The organism is Luteirhabdus pelagi, from assembly GCF_016827595.1.
In the GTDB taxonomy this organism is placed as follows: domain Bacteria; phylum Bacteroidota; class Bacteroidia; order Flavobacteriales; family Flavobacteriaceae; genus Luteirhabdus; species Luteirhabdus pelagi.
Genome location: NZ_JAECMS010000005.1, coordinates 329,932 through 345,671, shown reverse-complemented (window position 1 = coordinate 345,671; position 15,740 = coordinate 329,932). Strand labels below are relative to the sequence as shown.

Below are 15,740 nucleotides of genomic sequence, written 5' to 3'. Positions count from 1 at the left end.
TTGAAATTAATATTCCAATTATTAAAATTCCAGATAAAATCTTGATTCCGTATTTCATTTTTCAGCTTGTTGCCAACTAGTTATATCAGTATAAATATATGGGTTTATCCGCTATTTGAATATAAGAAGCGGAATTATCAATATACTTTATCAGTTTTTGATATAATATATGTGCAATTCCCACCGAATAATATTTATATTTGAAGAAATAGATTTGGAAGTTACCTATTCGGTTACCCCTAATTTAAAATTAAATATAAATAATTATATATCAGAAAGTTATAAATTGTTTCAAAGTACTGTCATCCCGACCATAAAAGCTGAACAAAATTTGTTCAGCTTTTTTATTTCCGCAAGGCTGGAACTTGTTCCTTTGCCGTAGCGGAAATAAAAAAAGAAAAACCGGAGGTTTCAGCTTTTATGAGCAACGTTCCCCCATTCAGGATCACCGGAGGTAATCCTGCTTGCCATGGTAGCAAGGCTGGAACTTGTTCCCTTGCCGTAGCGGGAATAAAAAAGTAGAGACCAGAGGTTTCAGCTTTTATGAGCAACGTTCCCCCCTCTCAGGATCACCGGAGGTAATCCTGTCTTGCTAACTGATTAAGAGTCTTGATTTATTTGCTAAAAGGTATTTCGCAGGATTTTCTAAATACATTGTGAGGGAAATACTACTAAAACCTTCCTTAATACTTCACAAATTTTTTAGAGAATACTTCAATTTTGTTTTCATCAAAGAGGGAAAGAACATATAGGCCATTGCTTAATACAGTGGCGTCGATTTCAGATGAAATCCTATTCTTTACTACGACAATTCGTCCTAGCATATCGCGTACGGTAATCCGTGAAATCAGGTTTCTATTTATACCAGAAAGAAATAGGGTTTCGGAAACGGGATTCGGGAATATTTTGATTTCGGATACTTCTTGATAGGGTAGCGATAATAGTTCACAATTTTCATCAACCCCATTATTGATGGTTTGAATAGGGCAGGCTGCAGCCAGATGCTCTGTAAACGATGCAGCACCATAAATAATACCTTGGTTGGAAAGGTTGGCTACTTCGGTAACCTCATTCATTTCAAAATTGTATTCATACACAAGTCCAGTGTCAGTAATGCCATAAAGGATATTTTCATTGCAAGAGGAAAACAAGTTTATAAATGAAAAAACGTTGAAGGGCGAACAACCGATTGATATAATGTTTTCGCCATCGTATGCCTTCACAAAATTATTGGGATATACTAATTGACCCTTGAGAAAGGAATAATCGCCAAATGTTGCAAAGCCCTCGTATTCAACTTGGGTAAGTATCCCTTCAGAGATGTCATAGGTTAATAATTCACCTGTAGTGCGTTTAGCGGTATATAAAACATCGTTTTCATCGCATACCAAGCCAGAATATGTATTTAAACCAAACAAAGGAGGGGGAAGCGTTGTTAACTCCGTTAGTGTCTCGGTTTCCAAATCAACTTCATTTAAGGTCGCATTAGCACTGGAATCGGAATCGATTACCGCATATAATGCGCCAGAAGGCGATAGCGCAATATCCAATACAATGCCATCGGTTGGGATCGTAAATAATGTCGTGCTATTGAAATCGCTATCGATAGATTTCAAAACATTATCCGAAGTTACAATCAAAAATTCCTGTTGTCCGTAACCCACAAACGCTAAAATGAAGCATAGAAATAGTAAGAAACCTTTTTTCATCGGTAATTTTTTATAAATATAATGGCTATACGACTATTTTAAAATTCTTTTTAGTGATGTAACGATTTGAAAATTAGTAATTAATATAAGTGTGATAATGTTTTGTAGCGAACTATGCAGCTATTCAAACGCGCAGAGATTTCATGGTATTAAATTCTAGCGCTTCGGCATGGATTTTGTCCATTCTTTACTATTGAAATGTGAAGCGATACATTTTAAAAGAATAGTAAATAATAGTATCTTCGCCTCACCCCAAAAGTGCCCCTTTGAAACGAGAGATTACATTTTTGCTGATCCAATTTTTCCTTTTCGCCATCTTTTTTATTGATATTGAAGGAAACTATCTTCCTATTCCCAATTGGCTATATTTTGGATTACTTGCATTTATTCTTATTGGGTTTATGATTTTGTTTTTTGGAGTGGTGAATCTTTTAGGCGAATCGAAGAAAGCCAATGTTATGAACGGCAATCGCTATGTCTATCACGGCATTTATAAATATATCCGTCATCCAATCTATGCGGGAATCCTCGTGGCAATGTTTGGATATGCAATTATGGAGGTTTCCATCCTCAAATTATGCGTCACCCTTATCATGGCTACCGTATTCTATTTCAAATCTGAACAAGAAGAGCGTTGGATGATCCGAAAGTATTCCGCATATCGAAAATATCGCAGGACTACCGGTCGCTTTTTTCCTAAGTTTCATTCATAGTATACGTTGATTTTTGCATTGGCTTTGTTAATAAGTCAGTCCCTTCCTTTCCCTTAAAAGTTACTACATTTACAAATTCAAAAACCGAAGAAATTATATCATGGCAGAACAAGTAGAGCGTATAAAATGTTTGATTATTGGTTCAGGGCCTGCGGGATATACAGCAGCGATTTATGCTTCCCGCGCCGACTTGAAACCAGTTATGTATACAGGTATGGAACCTGGAGGACAGTTAACCACCACTACTGAAGTAGATAACTTTCCTGGGTATCCAGACGGAATAGATGGTCCGAAAATGATGATGGACCTTCAAAAGCAAGCCGAACGCTTTGGTACGGAAGTTCGTATGGGAATGGTAACAGAGGTAGACTTCAGTGATGAGGTAGGTGGAATCCATAAAATTACGGTCGATAATGAGAAACAAATAGAGGCCGAAACCGTCATTATTTCAACCGGAGCTACCGCAAAATATCTTGGGTTGCCAAGTGAACAACGGTTGCGTGGCGGCGGGGTTTCTGCTTGTGCAGTATGCGACGGCTTTTTTTACAAAGGACAGGATGTGGCAATCGTTGGTGGCGGCGATACTGCTGCGGAAGAAGCCACCTATCTTGCCAATATTTGTAATAAAGTAACCATGTTGGTTCGTAAAGACTATATGAAAGCTTCCAAAGCGATGCAGCATCGTGTTACCAATACCAAAAATATTGATTTGCGCTACAATACTGAAGTAGAAGAGGTGTTGGGCGAGCAAGTTGTGGAAGGCCTTAGAATGGTGAATAACGAAACGGGTGAAAAAGAGGATATCGAAATAACGGGATTATTTATCGCCATCGGACATAAACCCAATACCGATATTTTCAAAGGACAATTGGATATGGACGACACCGGATATGTGGTCACAAAAGGAAAGACTACCAAAACAAATAAGCCGGGTGTTTTTGCAAGTGGTGACGTTCAAGATAAAGTATATCGTCAGGCAGTTACAGCTGCCGGTACAGGCTGTATGGCGGCCTTGGATGCGGAGCGCTATTTGCAGACAATTGAAGCTGAAGTAACAGTATAGCCTATTTTAGGAGGAATTAAAAAAAAAGCCGCTTTAGTAAGCGGCTTTTATTGTTTCTGGAATCTTATATTCTCGTAAACGTCAAAAAGTCTGTTTCATCGTTTCCATCCTCATCTTCATCAAAAAGCTCAATGGTGTTATCATTGGCCATTTGAATGTGCCAGTCATCCGTTAGCTCATCAAACGGATTATCTTGTGAGAATTGAAGGATTAGTTCTTCATCGTCATCAACGCCATCATCATCGTTGGAATCGTTGCTGGATCCTTCATATGACCAAGTTCCTGTTTCCGAAAATACATCTGTAGTGGCAATGACATTTCCCTCGGCATCAAAATCGAATTCGAACCCTAAAAAATTCTCTGTTTTATCCTCACCGTCATCAAAAAAATAAGTGACTTGCCATGTATCCTGAGGTAGGGTCTGTACAATATCTGCAAATTGGTTTTCTTCATCTTGGTTCGTATCTCCATCATCATCGCTGCTACACGAGATAAATAATAATGTCGCTAAAAGTAAACTTTGTATCTTCATAATAATTTTTTCAAAATTAGTTTGAAAAGAAGATAGCAAAACGGAGTAGGAGGCTATACCAAAGTTATGTTATTTCACTTTTTTTTAATAGTCCATTCAAAAGCAAAAGATGAAACGATAACTCCCGACTCATCGGTGCCATCGGCTTGAAGCCAAATTGTATTGCCTTCTCCCGTTTGTAGTGCTGTTTCGATCGCCTGTGCTACTTTAGTTCCTTCCTCGCATTGAAAAGTAATACGCCCTTTGGCTTTTTTATGAAATTCAGCCTTGTTCTGGGCAACCAACATCGAAATAGGGGCCTCGGTTTCCTGAATAGCCTGCATCACCAAAGCACCGGTTGCGAGTTCCGCCGCCATACCCTGCACTGCCCAGAACATAGATTTAAAAGGATTTTGATTGATCCACCGCAATCGAACAGCGGTTGTACATTTTTCCTTTGAGATATATTTAACCCGAACGCCCGTTACCCAAGCTGAAGGAAGTTTGAACAATAAAAATGTGTTGATTTTACCTGGAGTGAGTGGCATAGGGAATGGTATTTACCACAAAATTACAGTATTTCCATCACATCCTTGAGTCTTAATAAAATGTTAAATTTTAGTACTATGTTTTGCATAATACCTTTTTTTAGATATATATTTGTATAGGAGATTATTAAGTTATGGAAACAACGCTATCAAAAAACGAACGAAACGTTGGTGCAGCAATGCATCTTACAACCTTTCTAAAGTACTTTTTTCCCTTTGGAAATTTTATCGGTCCATTAGTATTGTGGACGCTCCATCGGGAACATGCCTTTACCGACAATCACGGAAAAGAGGCGTTGAATTTTCAATTAAGTATTTTGGTGTATGCATTGGGAATAGGACTAATCTGCCTGCCCTTTGCGTTCATCTTTGCGGTCGACTTCATTTCCCTTGTGGAAAGTTTAGAGCACCAAGTAACCGTGGGGATAAGTGATATTCGAAACCTGTCAGGTTATATTTTGTTGGCAGGATGTGTAGGCCTATTGCTTTTCGGCCTATTTATTTTTGAACTCTTTGCCGTTATCAATGCTACCCTGCATGCTTCACAAGGAAAACAGTATCATTATCCGCTTAGTATCCCTTTTTTAAAAACCACTTCTGAAGCCAATTCAGAACAAAATCAATCAAAAAATGAACACCATCATTAATCTAGTTATGACCGCCGCAGTTTGCTTCCTTGGGTGTGAAGTCCAAAGTGAATGGACCGAAGCCCAGGCGCAACAGGCGACGTGCATAATGCAACACGATAGTACCATCATCGCTGTTGAAAAATCAAACGAACTATTATTAGAAACGCCCTCAGATGAAAATTGAAAACACAAAAGCGCAGATGCGCAAAGGAGTGCTGGAATATTGCATCCTCTCTATTTTGAAGGATGGCGAGGCGTATACCTCCGATATTTTGGACACCCTGAAGGAAGCAAAAATGCTTGTCGTGGAAGGGACCATTTATCCGTTGCTAACACGTCTTAAAAATGCTGGACTCTTGGCCTATCGATGGGAAGAATCAAGCAGTGGTCCGCCACGCAAGTATTACAGCCTTACGGAAACAGGAAAACTGTTTCTTGACGAACTAAACACGACATGGGATGAACTTCACCGTGCTGTGAACAAAGTAACCGCTTCAACCGAAAAACAATGAAAAAGACAGTAAATATAAACTTAGCCGGCACCTTTTTCCATATCGACGAAGATGCCTACGCCAAACTATCACGATATCTCGACGCGATACGTAAATCGCTTACCGATCCAAAAGGAAGCGATGAAATCATGCGCGATATCGAAGCTCGAATCGCCGAATTGTTCAACGAAAAAATCCAATCGCAATCGCAGGTAATCTCTATTAAGGAACTCGATGAGGTGATCGCAGTGATGGGTCAGCCAGAAGACTATATGGTCGACGAGGAGATGTTCGAGGATGAACCTGTTAAAGAACAACGCGCCCGACGACAAAGCGGTCACAAGCAATTGTTCCGTGATATCGACAACAAATTTATTGCGGGAGTATCCTCAGGACTGTCACATTATCTTGGGATTGATGCCATTTGGGTACGGTTGCTATGGATTTTACTGACATTCCTTTCCTCCGGATTTTTCATAATCATCTACATTCTATTTTGGATTTTGGTTCCGGCGGCGGTTACCACTTCCGATAAGTTGAAGATGACCGGCGAACCTGTCAATATCTCTAACATAGAGCGCAAGTTCAAGGAAGGGTACGATTCGGTTGCCGATTCGGTGAAGAATGCCGACTACGATAAATATGGAAATAAAATCAAAAAAGGTACTGCGGGTTTTTTTGAGACCCTTGGGAAAGTAATACTTGCGATTCTGACCATTTTCGTCAAGTTCCTGGGGGTGCTGTTAATCCTAACGTCACTTTCAGTGCTTATCGGTCTTATCATTAGTTTATTCACCTTAGGAACCGTAGGGCTCTGGGGAACAGGAGAAATAATGGATTATATTTCCTTAGCCGATATTAGTGGAGCGCCAATCTGGTTGGTTTCGCTGGTAGTGTTCTTCGCTGTCGGAATACCGTTCTTCGCCTTGTTTATCTTAGGGTTGAAGTTGTTGATCAACAACCTCAAATCCTTAGGGCGCACCGTAAAGATTTCATTGGTTATCGTTTGGGTGTTATCCTTAATCGGACTTGGAATTCTTGGAATTCAACAAGCTACACAGCGAGCCTACGAAGGAGAAGTGATTTCAGAAAATACCTTTGCCATCGATGCGAATGATACGGTTTATCTAAGTATGCGCGCCGATCATCGATATGAATATGAAGTGTACCGACAAGGAAATCTTCAAATAGAATATGATGAAAACGATGAGAAGGTTATCTATAGTAACGATGTCCGACTTATCGTGAAATCAACACGAGACAGCGTTGCCAAGATCCGAATCATGAAGGAAGCGGAAGGTGAAGGCCGTCTGGCTGCTGAAAAATATGCTGAAGCTATTAACTATAGCTATAGTCTGGAGAATAATACGTTATACTTGGATGGCTTTTTCACTACCGATACGAAGAATAAGTTTAGGGATCAAGAAGTAACCGTAACGGTGTTCCTACCAGAAGGAAGTGTGTTGGTAGCCGATAAGAATACACGATCGTTCCACAGCAATTATAGCAATATGGGTGATATTTTAGATTATGGGAAAGAAGGACATTACCTCCGAATAATAGAAGGGGACGTCCAATGTCTCGATTGCCCTGTGGAGACCTATAATGATGATGAAAATGAAGTTGATAAAAATAGCTACGAAGACGATGTCATGAATACTTCACCCGATGCGAATACCAATGTAATTGACGCCGAAGGAAACTTACATGAAGGTGGTTCCGATCCTAATTGGGAAAATGAGGTGTATGAAGATTTTCAGCCTTCTTCAGCAGAAATACAGGAGCAAACTCAAGATACTATCAATCAAAATCAATAAACTATGAAAACACTACAGCTATTATTTTTAGGACTGTCGACCGTACTGCTTAGCAGTTGCGAGTTCGATCTTCGATTGGGACAGACCAATGGGAACGGAAACGTAGTAACCGAGGAACGTTCGGTAGATGCCGACTTCAACATTATACGAGGAAGTGCCGGTTTAGATGTTTTTGTGAAGCAGGGCGATGCGGTTTCAATCACAGTTGAAGCCGATGAAAACCTTCATGATCTCATCGAGACGGAAGTCATTAACGGAACCTTAAAAATAGGAACGACCGAAAACATCGGACGTGCTAAGGCAAAGAAGATATATGTAACCTTTACCGAGCTATCTGGCTTGGAAGCCTCGAGTGGCGCTGATGTTATCGCGGAATCCGTTCTAAAGGCCGAGACCGTCACGTTGGATGCGAGTAGTGGAGCCGATCTTGAAGCAGAAGTCTTCACCAAACGTCTCATCGCTGAAACCAGCAGTGGTGCCGATCTTAAGGTTTGGGGACAGGCAAGCAACCTGGAAGCTAGTGCTTCTAGCGGTAGCGACCTAGACGCCGAAGCCTTAGAGGTAATCAGTTGTATTGCCGATGCTTCCAGTGGAGCCGATATTAAAGTAAATGTGCGCGATCGTTTGGAGGCGGATACGAGCAGTGGCGGCGATGTACATTATCGAGGTAATCCGAAACAGATTTCAAAAAATGACAGTCATTCCGGTGGCGTTCATAAAATGTAGCAACTCCCACTTTCAATAGAGTGAAGCCCGTAGTCAATTCAGCTACGGGTTTCTTCATTTCAGTCAGAATGTCTTGCAGCTAATCTGAAATCCCACTATTTTCGTTACCAAATCGTATTTTTATGGAGGTTCTAATTATTGAAGATGAAAAACCATCGGCACGACGCCTAAAACGAATGTTGGAAAAGCAAGGGGTTACTGTAATTCATACCTTACACAGTGTAGCAGAGTCGGTGGAATGGTTTCAAAATAACGTACATCCAAAACTGATTTTTTTGGATATTCAACTAAGTGATGGCTTGTCGTTTGAAATCTTCGACGCCGTATCCATAAAAAGCTCTATCATCTTTACCACTGCATACGACGAATATGCGTTACAAGCCTTCAAATTGAACAGTATCGACTATTTGTTGAAGCCTATCGATGAAGAGGAACTCGTTCAGGCGGTAAACAAGTACCGAGAATTGCAACCTTCGGTAAAGGAACTTCAAATGAGCTTTGATGATATCAGAAAGATGTTGACCAACCCGGTGGAACGCGAATATAAAAAACGCTTCACCACGAAAATCGGTCAGCACCTAAAAATGATAGCTGTCGATGAAATTGAATGTTTCTATTCTGAAAACAAAGGAACGTATGCCTTCACCGAAGAGGGACGCAACTATTTACTCGATACCACCCTAGAACAATTGGAAGATGAACTTTCACCTGAAAAATTCTTCCGTATTAATAGAAAGTTTATCATTTGCATTGACGCTATTGCCGATATTATTTCCTACACCAATTCACGATTGCAGTTAAAACTGAAAAACTACGATGAAGATGAGGTAATCGTAGCCCGGGAACGTGTAAAGGATTTTAAACTTTGGTTGGAATAGCCGTATATAAAATACTTCCTACAATTCTTGCATAGTAGCAGCACGAACCCCATCTTTGCCACCGTATTGAAAACGGATATGACAAAAGTGGTATTTATTACGGGAGCGTCTTCGGGCATTGGGAAAGCCATAGGCGATTATCTTTCCGAAAAAGGCTATTCGGTATACGGTACCAGTCGTAATCCTTCAAAATATCTCAACAGCAGCTTTCCGCTTATCGCCATGGAAGTAACTGATAAGGAAAGTATCGAGCGCGCCGTTTCCGAAGTACTTCAAAAGGAGAAAACCCTGGACATCGTTATCAATAACGCTGGCGTTGGAATTACAGGTCCGATTGAAGAAACACCTCACGATGAAATCGACTATGCCTTTTCAGTAAATTATAAAGGACCACTTCACGTTATTAATGCCTGTCTTCCGCAGATGCGAAAACAGCACAGCGGAAAGATTATCAATATTACATCCATCGCAGGATATATGGGCTTGCCGTACCGAGGGATTTATTCTGCTACCAAGGCAGCTCTGGAAGTCACTATCGAAGCCATGCGAATGGAAGTCTTACAGTTTGGTATTGAAATGGTGAATGTGGCTCCTGGCGATTTTGCAACCAATATTGCTGCTGGACGTTATCATACGCCAGTTCGAGACGATTCGCCTTATCGCGATCAGTATGGAAAAACTCTTGAATTGATGAATAAGGATGTGGATAGCGGTGAAGATCCTGTTCAAATGGCGAAAGTAATTTATGCTATCATTACTTCTTCAAAACCTCGGGTTCATTATAAAGTTGGCTCTTTCCTTCAAAAATTCTCTATCGCGCTTAAAAGAGTATTGCCCGATCGCATGTACGAGCGTATGTTGATGAACCACTATAAGTTGAAATAAATTTTATGCTTTCGGTTTCGAAAAGGAAGTGAACTTGTGTACTTTTGTGGCCAATAACCTCCTAAACTAATTTGCATGAAATTTTTCATCGATACCGCTAATTTGGATCAAATTCGTGAAGCGCAGGATCTGGGTGTCCTAGACGGCGTTACTACCAACCCTTCATTAATGGCCAAAGAGGGCATCACGGGTCGCGATAATATATTAAAACACTACGTAGATATCTGTAATATCGTGGAAGGCGATGTTTCTGCTGAAGTAATCGCTACCGATTTCGATGGTATCGTAAAGGAGGGAGAGCAATTAGCAGAACTTCATGACCAAATCGTGGTAAAAGTGCCAATGATCAAAGAAGGAATAAAGGCTATAAAATATTTCAGCGATAAGGACATTAGAACGAATTGTACGTTGGTATTTTCTGCAGGTCAAGCGTTGTTAGCTGCCAAGGCGGGTGCAACCTATGTTTCGCCTTTTATCGGTCGATTGGACGATATTTCAACAGATGGCCTAAACCTGATTGCTGAAATCCGATTGATTTATGATAACTACGGTTTCGAGACGGAAATTCTTGCGGCTTCTGTTCGTCACACCATGCATGTTTTGGAATGCGCTAAGATTGGTGCCGATGTGATGACAGGACCGTTGTCTTCAATTGAAGGATTGTTGAACCATCCATTAACCGATATTGGATTGGAAAAATTCTTGGCCGATTATAAAAAAGGAAATTAAGCTAGTTCCTTCAACAATAATAAAAAATAAAAGGCCTTTTACAGAAATGTGAAAGGCTTTATTGATTTAGGTAGCCTAGTAGTTGTTCTTCCATTTGTGGTTCAAAAACGGAAGAGTTGCTTTCCAGAATGATATTTTCGCTATCCACTAAAAATGCCTTGTTTAAGGAATTCAGGACCAATTCCTTTTCAGCGGTGTCTAAATCTTCTAATTGAAATTCATGGGCTGGATTAAAATCTAAGTTAGAAGTCATATCCCGCCATTTCCTAAAATGTGTATCGGTATTGATGCCCATATAATCATATTCCGGAAACTTAGAGCGCAATTCGGCCACTTTCGCATGGATATTTCTATTGTGTTGCATGGAGTACATCGACCAAAAGTATAGCACTGTGGGACGACGAATAATTTCGTGTAGGTTTTTTACGATGTTATCGGTCGTAACCAATTGCACGTTAGGAATGGTATGCCCAGGTGTAATATTTATGGCTGCAGAAGCCAACTCTTCGATCTCCGTGATATGATTTGGATGTGAAGAAAGGTCTTTGAATAGTGTAACCATCTTCCGCTCATTTTCTTCACTTCTAGCCTGTACCAAATATTGTCGTACGGAACTGAGAAGTAAGCGATTCTTCAATGAATCATTTTTTATCATGCTGTCGATCAGTACAAGTTTTGTTTTGTTAAAATCGTAATCTCTCGTATCGATGTCGTTATCCTGTAATTTTTCGAACGCTAGATTTGCAAAATGACTACCAAGGAAGCGATAATAAGGATAGTAATACTCCGCGATATTATTGTTATAATTAATGCAATCACGAAACTCGAAGAATCCTTTTGGATATTCCGATTTTTTCAGCCTTCTTTTATTGGCCGCTATGTAGTGTTCCTTTCTACTGAAATGGTCGTAGGCAATATTTAGTTTCGCAATTTTTTTGAAGCCTTCGGACGGCTCATATTTCCTAAGAAATTCTTTGTAGCGTTGTTCACGAACAGCGCGCATCGAGTCAATTTTACTTTCAAAATTGGAAGGGGAAAGGTGGTAAAACTGTTTAAGGTTATTGTTCTCCGTTTCATTTTGAAGAAAGAACTCAATCAACAAATTGTTCTTTTCCGCGCCTCTACCCGAAAATGAAAGCGATTCGTCGAATTCCAATGTATTAAGGCGTACCATGATACTATCACCCGGTTCTAAATAGAAAACCTGGTATTCATTATGTCGAAAGGAGTAGAGTCCTTCTTCAGGATTTTCGAACTGATATAGAAAGGTGTTATCGTTTTTCAATGGAATGGTATCCATAGGAATGCGATCCTGGGAAATAATGATATAATCTCCTTCGGGATTGACTATTTCACCCCCAATCCAGGTCTGTTGCGCATCATCTTTATCCGAAAAAGCACAGGAGGCGGAAAGAATGCCGGCTATGAAAAGGAGTAATAATCTATTCAAAAAAATGCGTTTGGGATTGTAGCAAATGTAACTGTAGCAAGGGCTGCGAGTTGTTAATTCGAAGTTAAAACTTTATAAAAACTTAAATCTTTCCGCAATCGCTTATATTTAGCTACTTTTGCGCAAAATTTTAAAATTACGAAATGCTTTCAGTTTCAAACCTATCGGTACAATTTGGAAAACGGGTGTTGTTCGATGAAGTGAATACCCAATTCGTGCAAGGCAACTGCTACGGAATAATCGGTGCCAATGGTGCCGGGAAATCTACATTTCTAAAAATTCTAGCGGGAAAACAGGAGCCTACATCCGGTCATGTTCATCTCGAGCCAGAAAAAAGAATGTCCGTACTTGAGCAGAACCACAACGCATATGATGATTTTCCCGTGTTGGAAACTGTAATGCGGGGGAATAAGGAGCTTTTCGATGTGAAAACACAAATCGATAAGCTGTATGAGGATTATACCGATGAGAACGCAGAGAAAATCGGCGAACTTCAAGTTATTTTTGAAGAGATGAATGGCTGGAATGCAGAAAGCGATGCTGCTGCCATGCTCTCCAACTTGGGTATAGACGAAAGCCTTCACTATAGTACCATGGCCGATCTTGATGGTAAGCAAAAGGTACGGGTATTGTTGGCCCAGGCGCTTTTTGGAAGTCCGGATGTATTGATCATGGATGAGCCAACCAACGATTTGGACTATGAAACCATCAATTGGCTTGAAAACTTTTTGGCGAATTACGACAATTGCGTCATCGTAGTATCGCACGACCGTCACTTTTTGGATGCCGTGTGTACACACATTAGCGATATCGACTTCGGTAAGATTACCCACTACAGCGGAAACTATACGTTCTGGTACGAAAGTAGTCAGTTGGCCGCGCGACAACGTGCCCAACAAAACAAAAAAGCGGAGGAAAAGCGAAAGGAACTTCAGGAGTTTATCCAGCGATTTAGCGCAAACGTGGCAAAATCGAAACAGGCTACTTCCCGTAAGAAGATGTTGGAAAAACTGAATGTCGAAAACATCAAGCCTTCTAGCCGTCGTTACCCAGCTATCATTTTTGAGCGCGAACGTGAAGCGGGCGATCAAATTCTAAATGTCGAAAACCTTTCTGCTTCCCTAGATGGTGAAACACTTTTTAGCAATGTGAACATCAATTTGGCGAAAGGCGACAAGGTTGTTTTGTTTTCACGCGATTCAAGAGCAACTACTGCATTCTATGAAATTGTGAATGGAAACGCAAAACCCGATACAGGCGAATATCAATGGGGTGTAACAACGCTTCAGAGTTATTTGCCGTTGGACAATAGCGAATTCTTTAAGAATGATATGACATTGGTCGATTGGCTTCGCCAATATGCCAAGACAGAAGAAGAACGAGAAGAAGTCTATATCCGTGGTTTTCTTGGGAAGATGTTGTTTAGTGGTGAAGAGGCGTTGAAGAAATCGAACGTGCTTTCAGGAGGTGAAAAAGTGCGCTGTATGCTCAGTCGGATGATGATGCAACGTGCGAATGTGGTGATGTTGGACGAACCTACCAACCACTTGGACCTAGAATCGATTACAGCGTTCAACAACTCACTTAAAAACTTCAAAGGAACAGTATTGCTAACCACACACGACCATGCCTTTGCACAAACGGTTGGAAATCGAATCATCGAATTAACGCCGAAAGGAGCGATCGATCGCTATCTAAACTTCGACGACTACATGAACGATAAAAGCATTCGCGAGCAACGCGACCAAATGTATGAGGTAGAAGCGTAGTCTTAACAATATAAAAAATTAAAGCCCTCGTAGTGAGGGCTTTTTTTATGATGAAAAAGCGTGTTTAGGCTTCGTCTATTTCGTTTAAAAACTCATCGATTGTTGGTTGTGCTTTTTTCATTTGGTCTTTTCTGATGAAGAGACGCACCTGACCGGGAACCCCAATGGCAAATCCTGCGCGGATGCCACTTTCATGGTCATCTTTTTCGATAGGGCTAATCCCGATATCGTTTAATCGGCTAACCAAAGCTTTTGCTACCATGGCAGGACCTGTAAAGATGCGTACCGATTCTTCTGAAGGATTACTCATATAAATTTTGTTTAGGCGTTATAATATTTGCTGTTCCAGATAGCACCGTTAAAGTTTTTACCTTTTGCAAAACCGATAAAAAGTACAATGCCACCCACAGCCTTAAACATAAATAAAAACATCAGAAAATATTCCTGAAGCGTTACGTTACCATGTGTAAATAACTGCATAGGAGTGATAGCGGTGAAGGCAATACTGATAAAGAGAATTGCAATCACCAGGTTTTCAAAGCTACGGTATGGCCACATGAGCAATTTTCGAAAGGGGTGAAGGTCATTTCCCCATTTATGGATAAGATAGAAATAGTCGTTTCCCATCGGGGTAAAGAGCAGTGGATCATCAGCATTTTCAAGTTTCATGCGCTTGGCGGGTGCCACGATTTTAAATTCGTTCAAACTGGTATCGTGTTCCTTTTCCATCCTAGCGATTTTAGTAATCGCTTCTTCGGGATAGGTGCCTTTAAAAAAGGAACTATCTAAAAATCGTAAGCGATAGATATAGCACAAGCGTTCGATATCCTTTATATGAAAAATCCGGTCACTTTCCAATAAATCAAAATTCAAGGGAGTACCTGGGCCATTGGAATCTTCCGAAAGATCTTTCTTGATACGTTCGCGCTGTTCGTTTTGATCTTTAAAAATAGCATGGACCTCTTGAAGAATATCCGAATCGGTAACACGCCGGTTTCGGATATGGGCAAGTCTATCTTTTAAATTCGTTTTAGGAAGCATAGCATGTTTTTTCATAAAAATAATTGATAAAAAGAAGCATTACAAGAATTTAACATCCATCGCGTTCAATATAGTGGGGGCTATTTCGTTTCTAAGGTACAAACCCGTACATTTACCTATTCTGAAATATAGCAAAATGAAGTATCTACTATTAGCTTTTCTTTCCCTGGCATGTTTACAGACCGGTTTTGGTCAAAAATATACGAATACGAATGGGGCAGAAGTTACGACCGAATACAAGGAAGCAACCTTTTCTTCAAAGAAATCATTGACTGAGAATTTAGAGAATGTCCAATCGTTTTCATTTTTCATGCAAGTATTGGCGCAACCTTCGGTAACGGACTTGCTATCTAATGAAGAAATGGTCACGGTTTTTGTACCAACGAATGCCGCTTTTGCTTCTTTTTCAGAAGAAGAAAAAGAAGCCTTGTTGAAGGATACACAGAAACTTCAGGAATTGGTAAAGCAACACACCATACCTGGACGAGTTGATGCTTATTCAATCACATATCAAATGGAAAAAACTGGAGGAGCCGTTCAACTGAAAACGCTTTCCAATGAAACGCTGAATGTTCGCCAAGATGGAGACAACCTTATTATTTCCACTAAGGATAAAGGTTCAGCCAGGGTCCTGGATACTGATTTCTATCATAAGAATGGTTTTTTTCATATTGTTGATGGGACGTTATTTCCTTCTGACAGCGATAAATAGCCGCTCTATTTCTCGTTAAATAAAACTTAAAGTAACCGAATTTTCAAACCGACTGCGGTCTGCTTTCGT

At 40.3% G+C, this 15,740-nt stretch carries 18 protein-coding genes; 12 read left to right on the top strand and 6 right to left on the bottom strand.

What is annotated here, in order from left to right; translation table 11 throughout:
- Nucleotides 1–683 precede the first annotated feature (683 nt).
- Complete coding sequence (locus tag I4Q58_RS13970) at nt 684–1,709, bottom strand: T9SS type A sorting domain-containing protein (protein ID WP_203296513.1); 1,026 nt, start codon at nt 1,707–1,709, stop codon at nt 684–686.
- Nucleotides 1,710–1,975: 266 nt separating this feature from the next.
- Between I4Q58_RS13970 and I4Q58_RS13965 the strand changes: the two genes are divergently transcribed.
- Both I4Q58_RS13965 and trxB read left to right on the top strand, forming a co-directional pair.
- Nucleotides 1,976–2,422, top strand: coding sequence for a methyltransferase family protein (locus I4Q58_RS13965; RefSeq protein ID WP_203296512.1), 447 nt, complete (start codon nt 1,976–1,978; stop codon nt 2,420–2,422).
- 100 nt (nt 2,423–2,522) lie between these two features.
- Entirely contained in the window at nt 2,523–3,485 is a 963-nt protein-coding gene (gene trxB, locus I4Q58_RS13960) for a thioredoxin-disulfide reductase (protein ID WP_203296511.1), read from the top strand.
- Between the two features lie 64 nt (nt 3,486–3,549).
- On the opposite strand, the gene I4Q58_RS13955 is transcribed toward trxB, so the two are convergent.
- Entirely contained in the window at nt 3,550–4,017 is a 468-nt protein-coding gene (locus I4Q58_RS13955) for a hypothetical protein (RefSeq protein WP_203296510.1), read from the bottom strand.
- Between the two features lie 74 nt (nt 4,018–4,091).
- Nucleotides 4,092–4,544, bottom strand: a complete 453-nt coding sequence (locus I4Q58_RS13950) for a DUF4442 domain-containing protein (RefSeq protein WP_203296509.1) — start codon at nt 4,542–4,544, stop codon at nt 4,092–4,094.
- A gap of 134 nt (nt 4,545–4,678) precedes the next feature.
- Between I4Q58_RS13950 and I4Q58_RS13945 the strand changes: the two genes are divergently transcribed.
- From I4Q58_RS13945 to fsa, 8 genes are all read left to right on the top strand, one after another.
- Nucleotides 4,679–5,191 (top strand): DUF4870 domain-containing protein, encoded by a 513-nt coding sequence (locus I4Q58_RS13945; protein WP_203296508.1) that lies wholly within the window; start codon nt 4,679–4,681, stop codon nt 5,189–5,191.
- Nucleotides 5,175–5,357, top strand: a complete 183-nt coding sequence (locus I4Q58_RS13940; protein ID WP_203296507.1) for a hypothetical protein — start codon at nt 5,175–5,177, stop codon at nt 5,355–5,357. The genes I4Q58_RS13945 and I4Q58_RS13940 overlap by 17 nt, the downstream gene beginning before the upstream one ends.
- A complete protein-coding gene (locus I4Q58_RS13935) occupies nt 5,347–5,685 on the top strand; it encodes a PadR family transcriptional regulator (protein WP_203296506.1) in 339 nt (112 codons plus the stop codon). Before I4Q58_RS13940 ends, I4Q58_RS13935 begins: the two co-directional genes overlap by 11 nt.
- Nucleotides 5,682–7,481 carry a PspC domain-containing protein gene (locus tag I4Q58_RS13930; protein WP_203296505.1) on the top strand — a complete coding sequence of 600 codons (1,800 nt, stop codon included), beginning with the start codon at nt 5,682–5,684 and terminating at the stop codon, nt 7,479–7,481. Before I4Q58_RS13935 ends, I4Q58_RS13930 begins: the two co-directional genes overlap by 4 nt.
- 3 nt (nt 7,482–7,484) lie before the next feature.
- Nucleotides 7,485–8,207, top strand: coding sequence for a head GIN domain-containing protein (locus I4Q58_RS13925; RefSeq protein WP_203296504.1), 723 nt, complete (start codon nt 7,485–7,487; stop codon nt 8,205–8,207).
- A 122-nt stretch (nt 8,208–8,329) separates the two neighbouring features.
- On the top strand, nt 8,330–9,085 hold the full coding sequence (locus I4Q58_RS13920) for a LytR/AlgR family response regulator transcription factor (protein ID WP_203296503.1): 756 nt from the start codon (nt 8,330–8,332) through the stop codon (nt 9,083–9,085).
- A gap of 78 nt (nt 9,086–9,163) precedes the next feature.
- Nucleotides 9,164–9,970 carry an SDR family oxidoreductase gene (locus I4Q58_RS13915; protein WP_203296502.1) on the top strand — a complete coding sequence of 269 codons (807 nt, stop codon included), beginning with the start codon at nt 9,164–9,166 and terminating at the stop codon, nt 9,968–9,970.
- A 75-nt stretch (nt 9,971–10,045) separates the two neighbouring features.
- Complete coding sequence (gene fsa / locus I4Q58_RS13910) at nt 10,046–10,699, top strand: fructose-6-phosphate aldolase (RefSeq protein ID WP_203296501.1); 654 nt, start codon at nt 10,046–10,048, stop codon at nt 10,697–10,699.
- 58 nt (nt 10,700–10,757) lie between these two features.
- Here the strand turns inward: fsa and I4Q58_RS13905 are convergent, their stop codons facing one another.
- Complete coding sequence (locus I4Q58_RS13905) at nt 10,758–12,149, bottom strand: hypothetical protein (RefSeq protein WP_203296500.1); 1,392 nt, start codon at nt 12,147–12,149, stop codon at nt 10,758–10,760.
- 143 nt (nt 12,150–12,292) lie between these two features.
- Between I4Q58_RS13905 and I4Q58_RS13900 the strand changes: the two genes are divergently transcribed.
- Nucleotides 12,293–13,918 carry an ABC-F family ATP-binding cassette domain-containing protein gene (locus tag I4Q58_RS13900; RefSeq protein ID WP_203296499.1) on the top strand — a complete coding sequence of 542 codons (1,626 nt, stop codon included), beginning with the start codon at nt 12,293–12,295 and terminating at the stop codon, nt 13,916–13,918.
- Between the two features lie 64 nt (nt 13,919–13,982).
- On the opposite strand, the gene I4Q58_RS13895 is transcribed toward I4Q58_RS13900, so the two are convergent.
- Together I4Q58_RS13895 and I4Q58_RS13890 are read right to left on the bottom strand one after the other, a co-directional pair.
- Nucleotides 13,983–14,228, bottom strand: coding sequence for a DUF2007 domain-containing protein (locus I4Q58_RS13895; protein ID WP_203296498.1), 246 nt, complete (start codon nt 14,226–14,228; stop codon nt 13,983–13,985).
- A gap of 11 nt (nt 14,229–14,239) precedes the next feature.
- Nucleotides 14,240–14,974, bottom strand: coding sequence for a hypothetical protein (locus tag I4Q58_RS13890; protein WP_236002937.1), 735 nt, complete (start codon nt 14,972–14,974; stop codon nt 14,240–14,242).
- A gap of 121 nt (nt 14,975–15,095) precedes the next feature.
- Here I4Q58_RS13890 and I4Q58_RS13885 point away from each other — a divergent pair, with 121 nt between their 5' ends.
- The gene (locus I4Q58_RS13885) at nt 15,096–15,671 is read left to right on the top strand and encodes a fasciclin domain-containing protein (RefSeq protein ID WP_203296497.1); all 576 of its coding nucleotides are present in this window, start codon (nt 15,096–15,098) and stop codon (nt 15,669–15,671) included.
- Nucleotides 15,672–15,740: the final 69 nt, after the last annotated feature.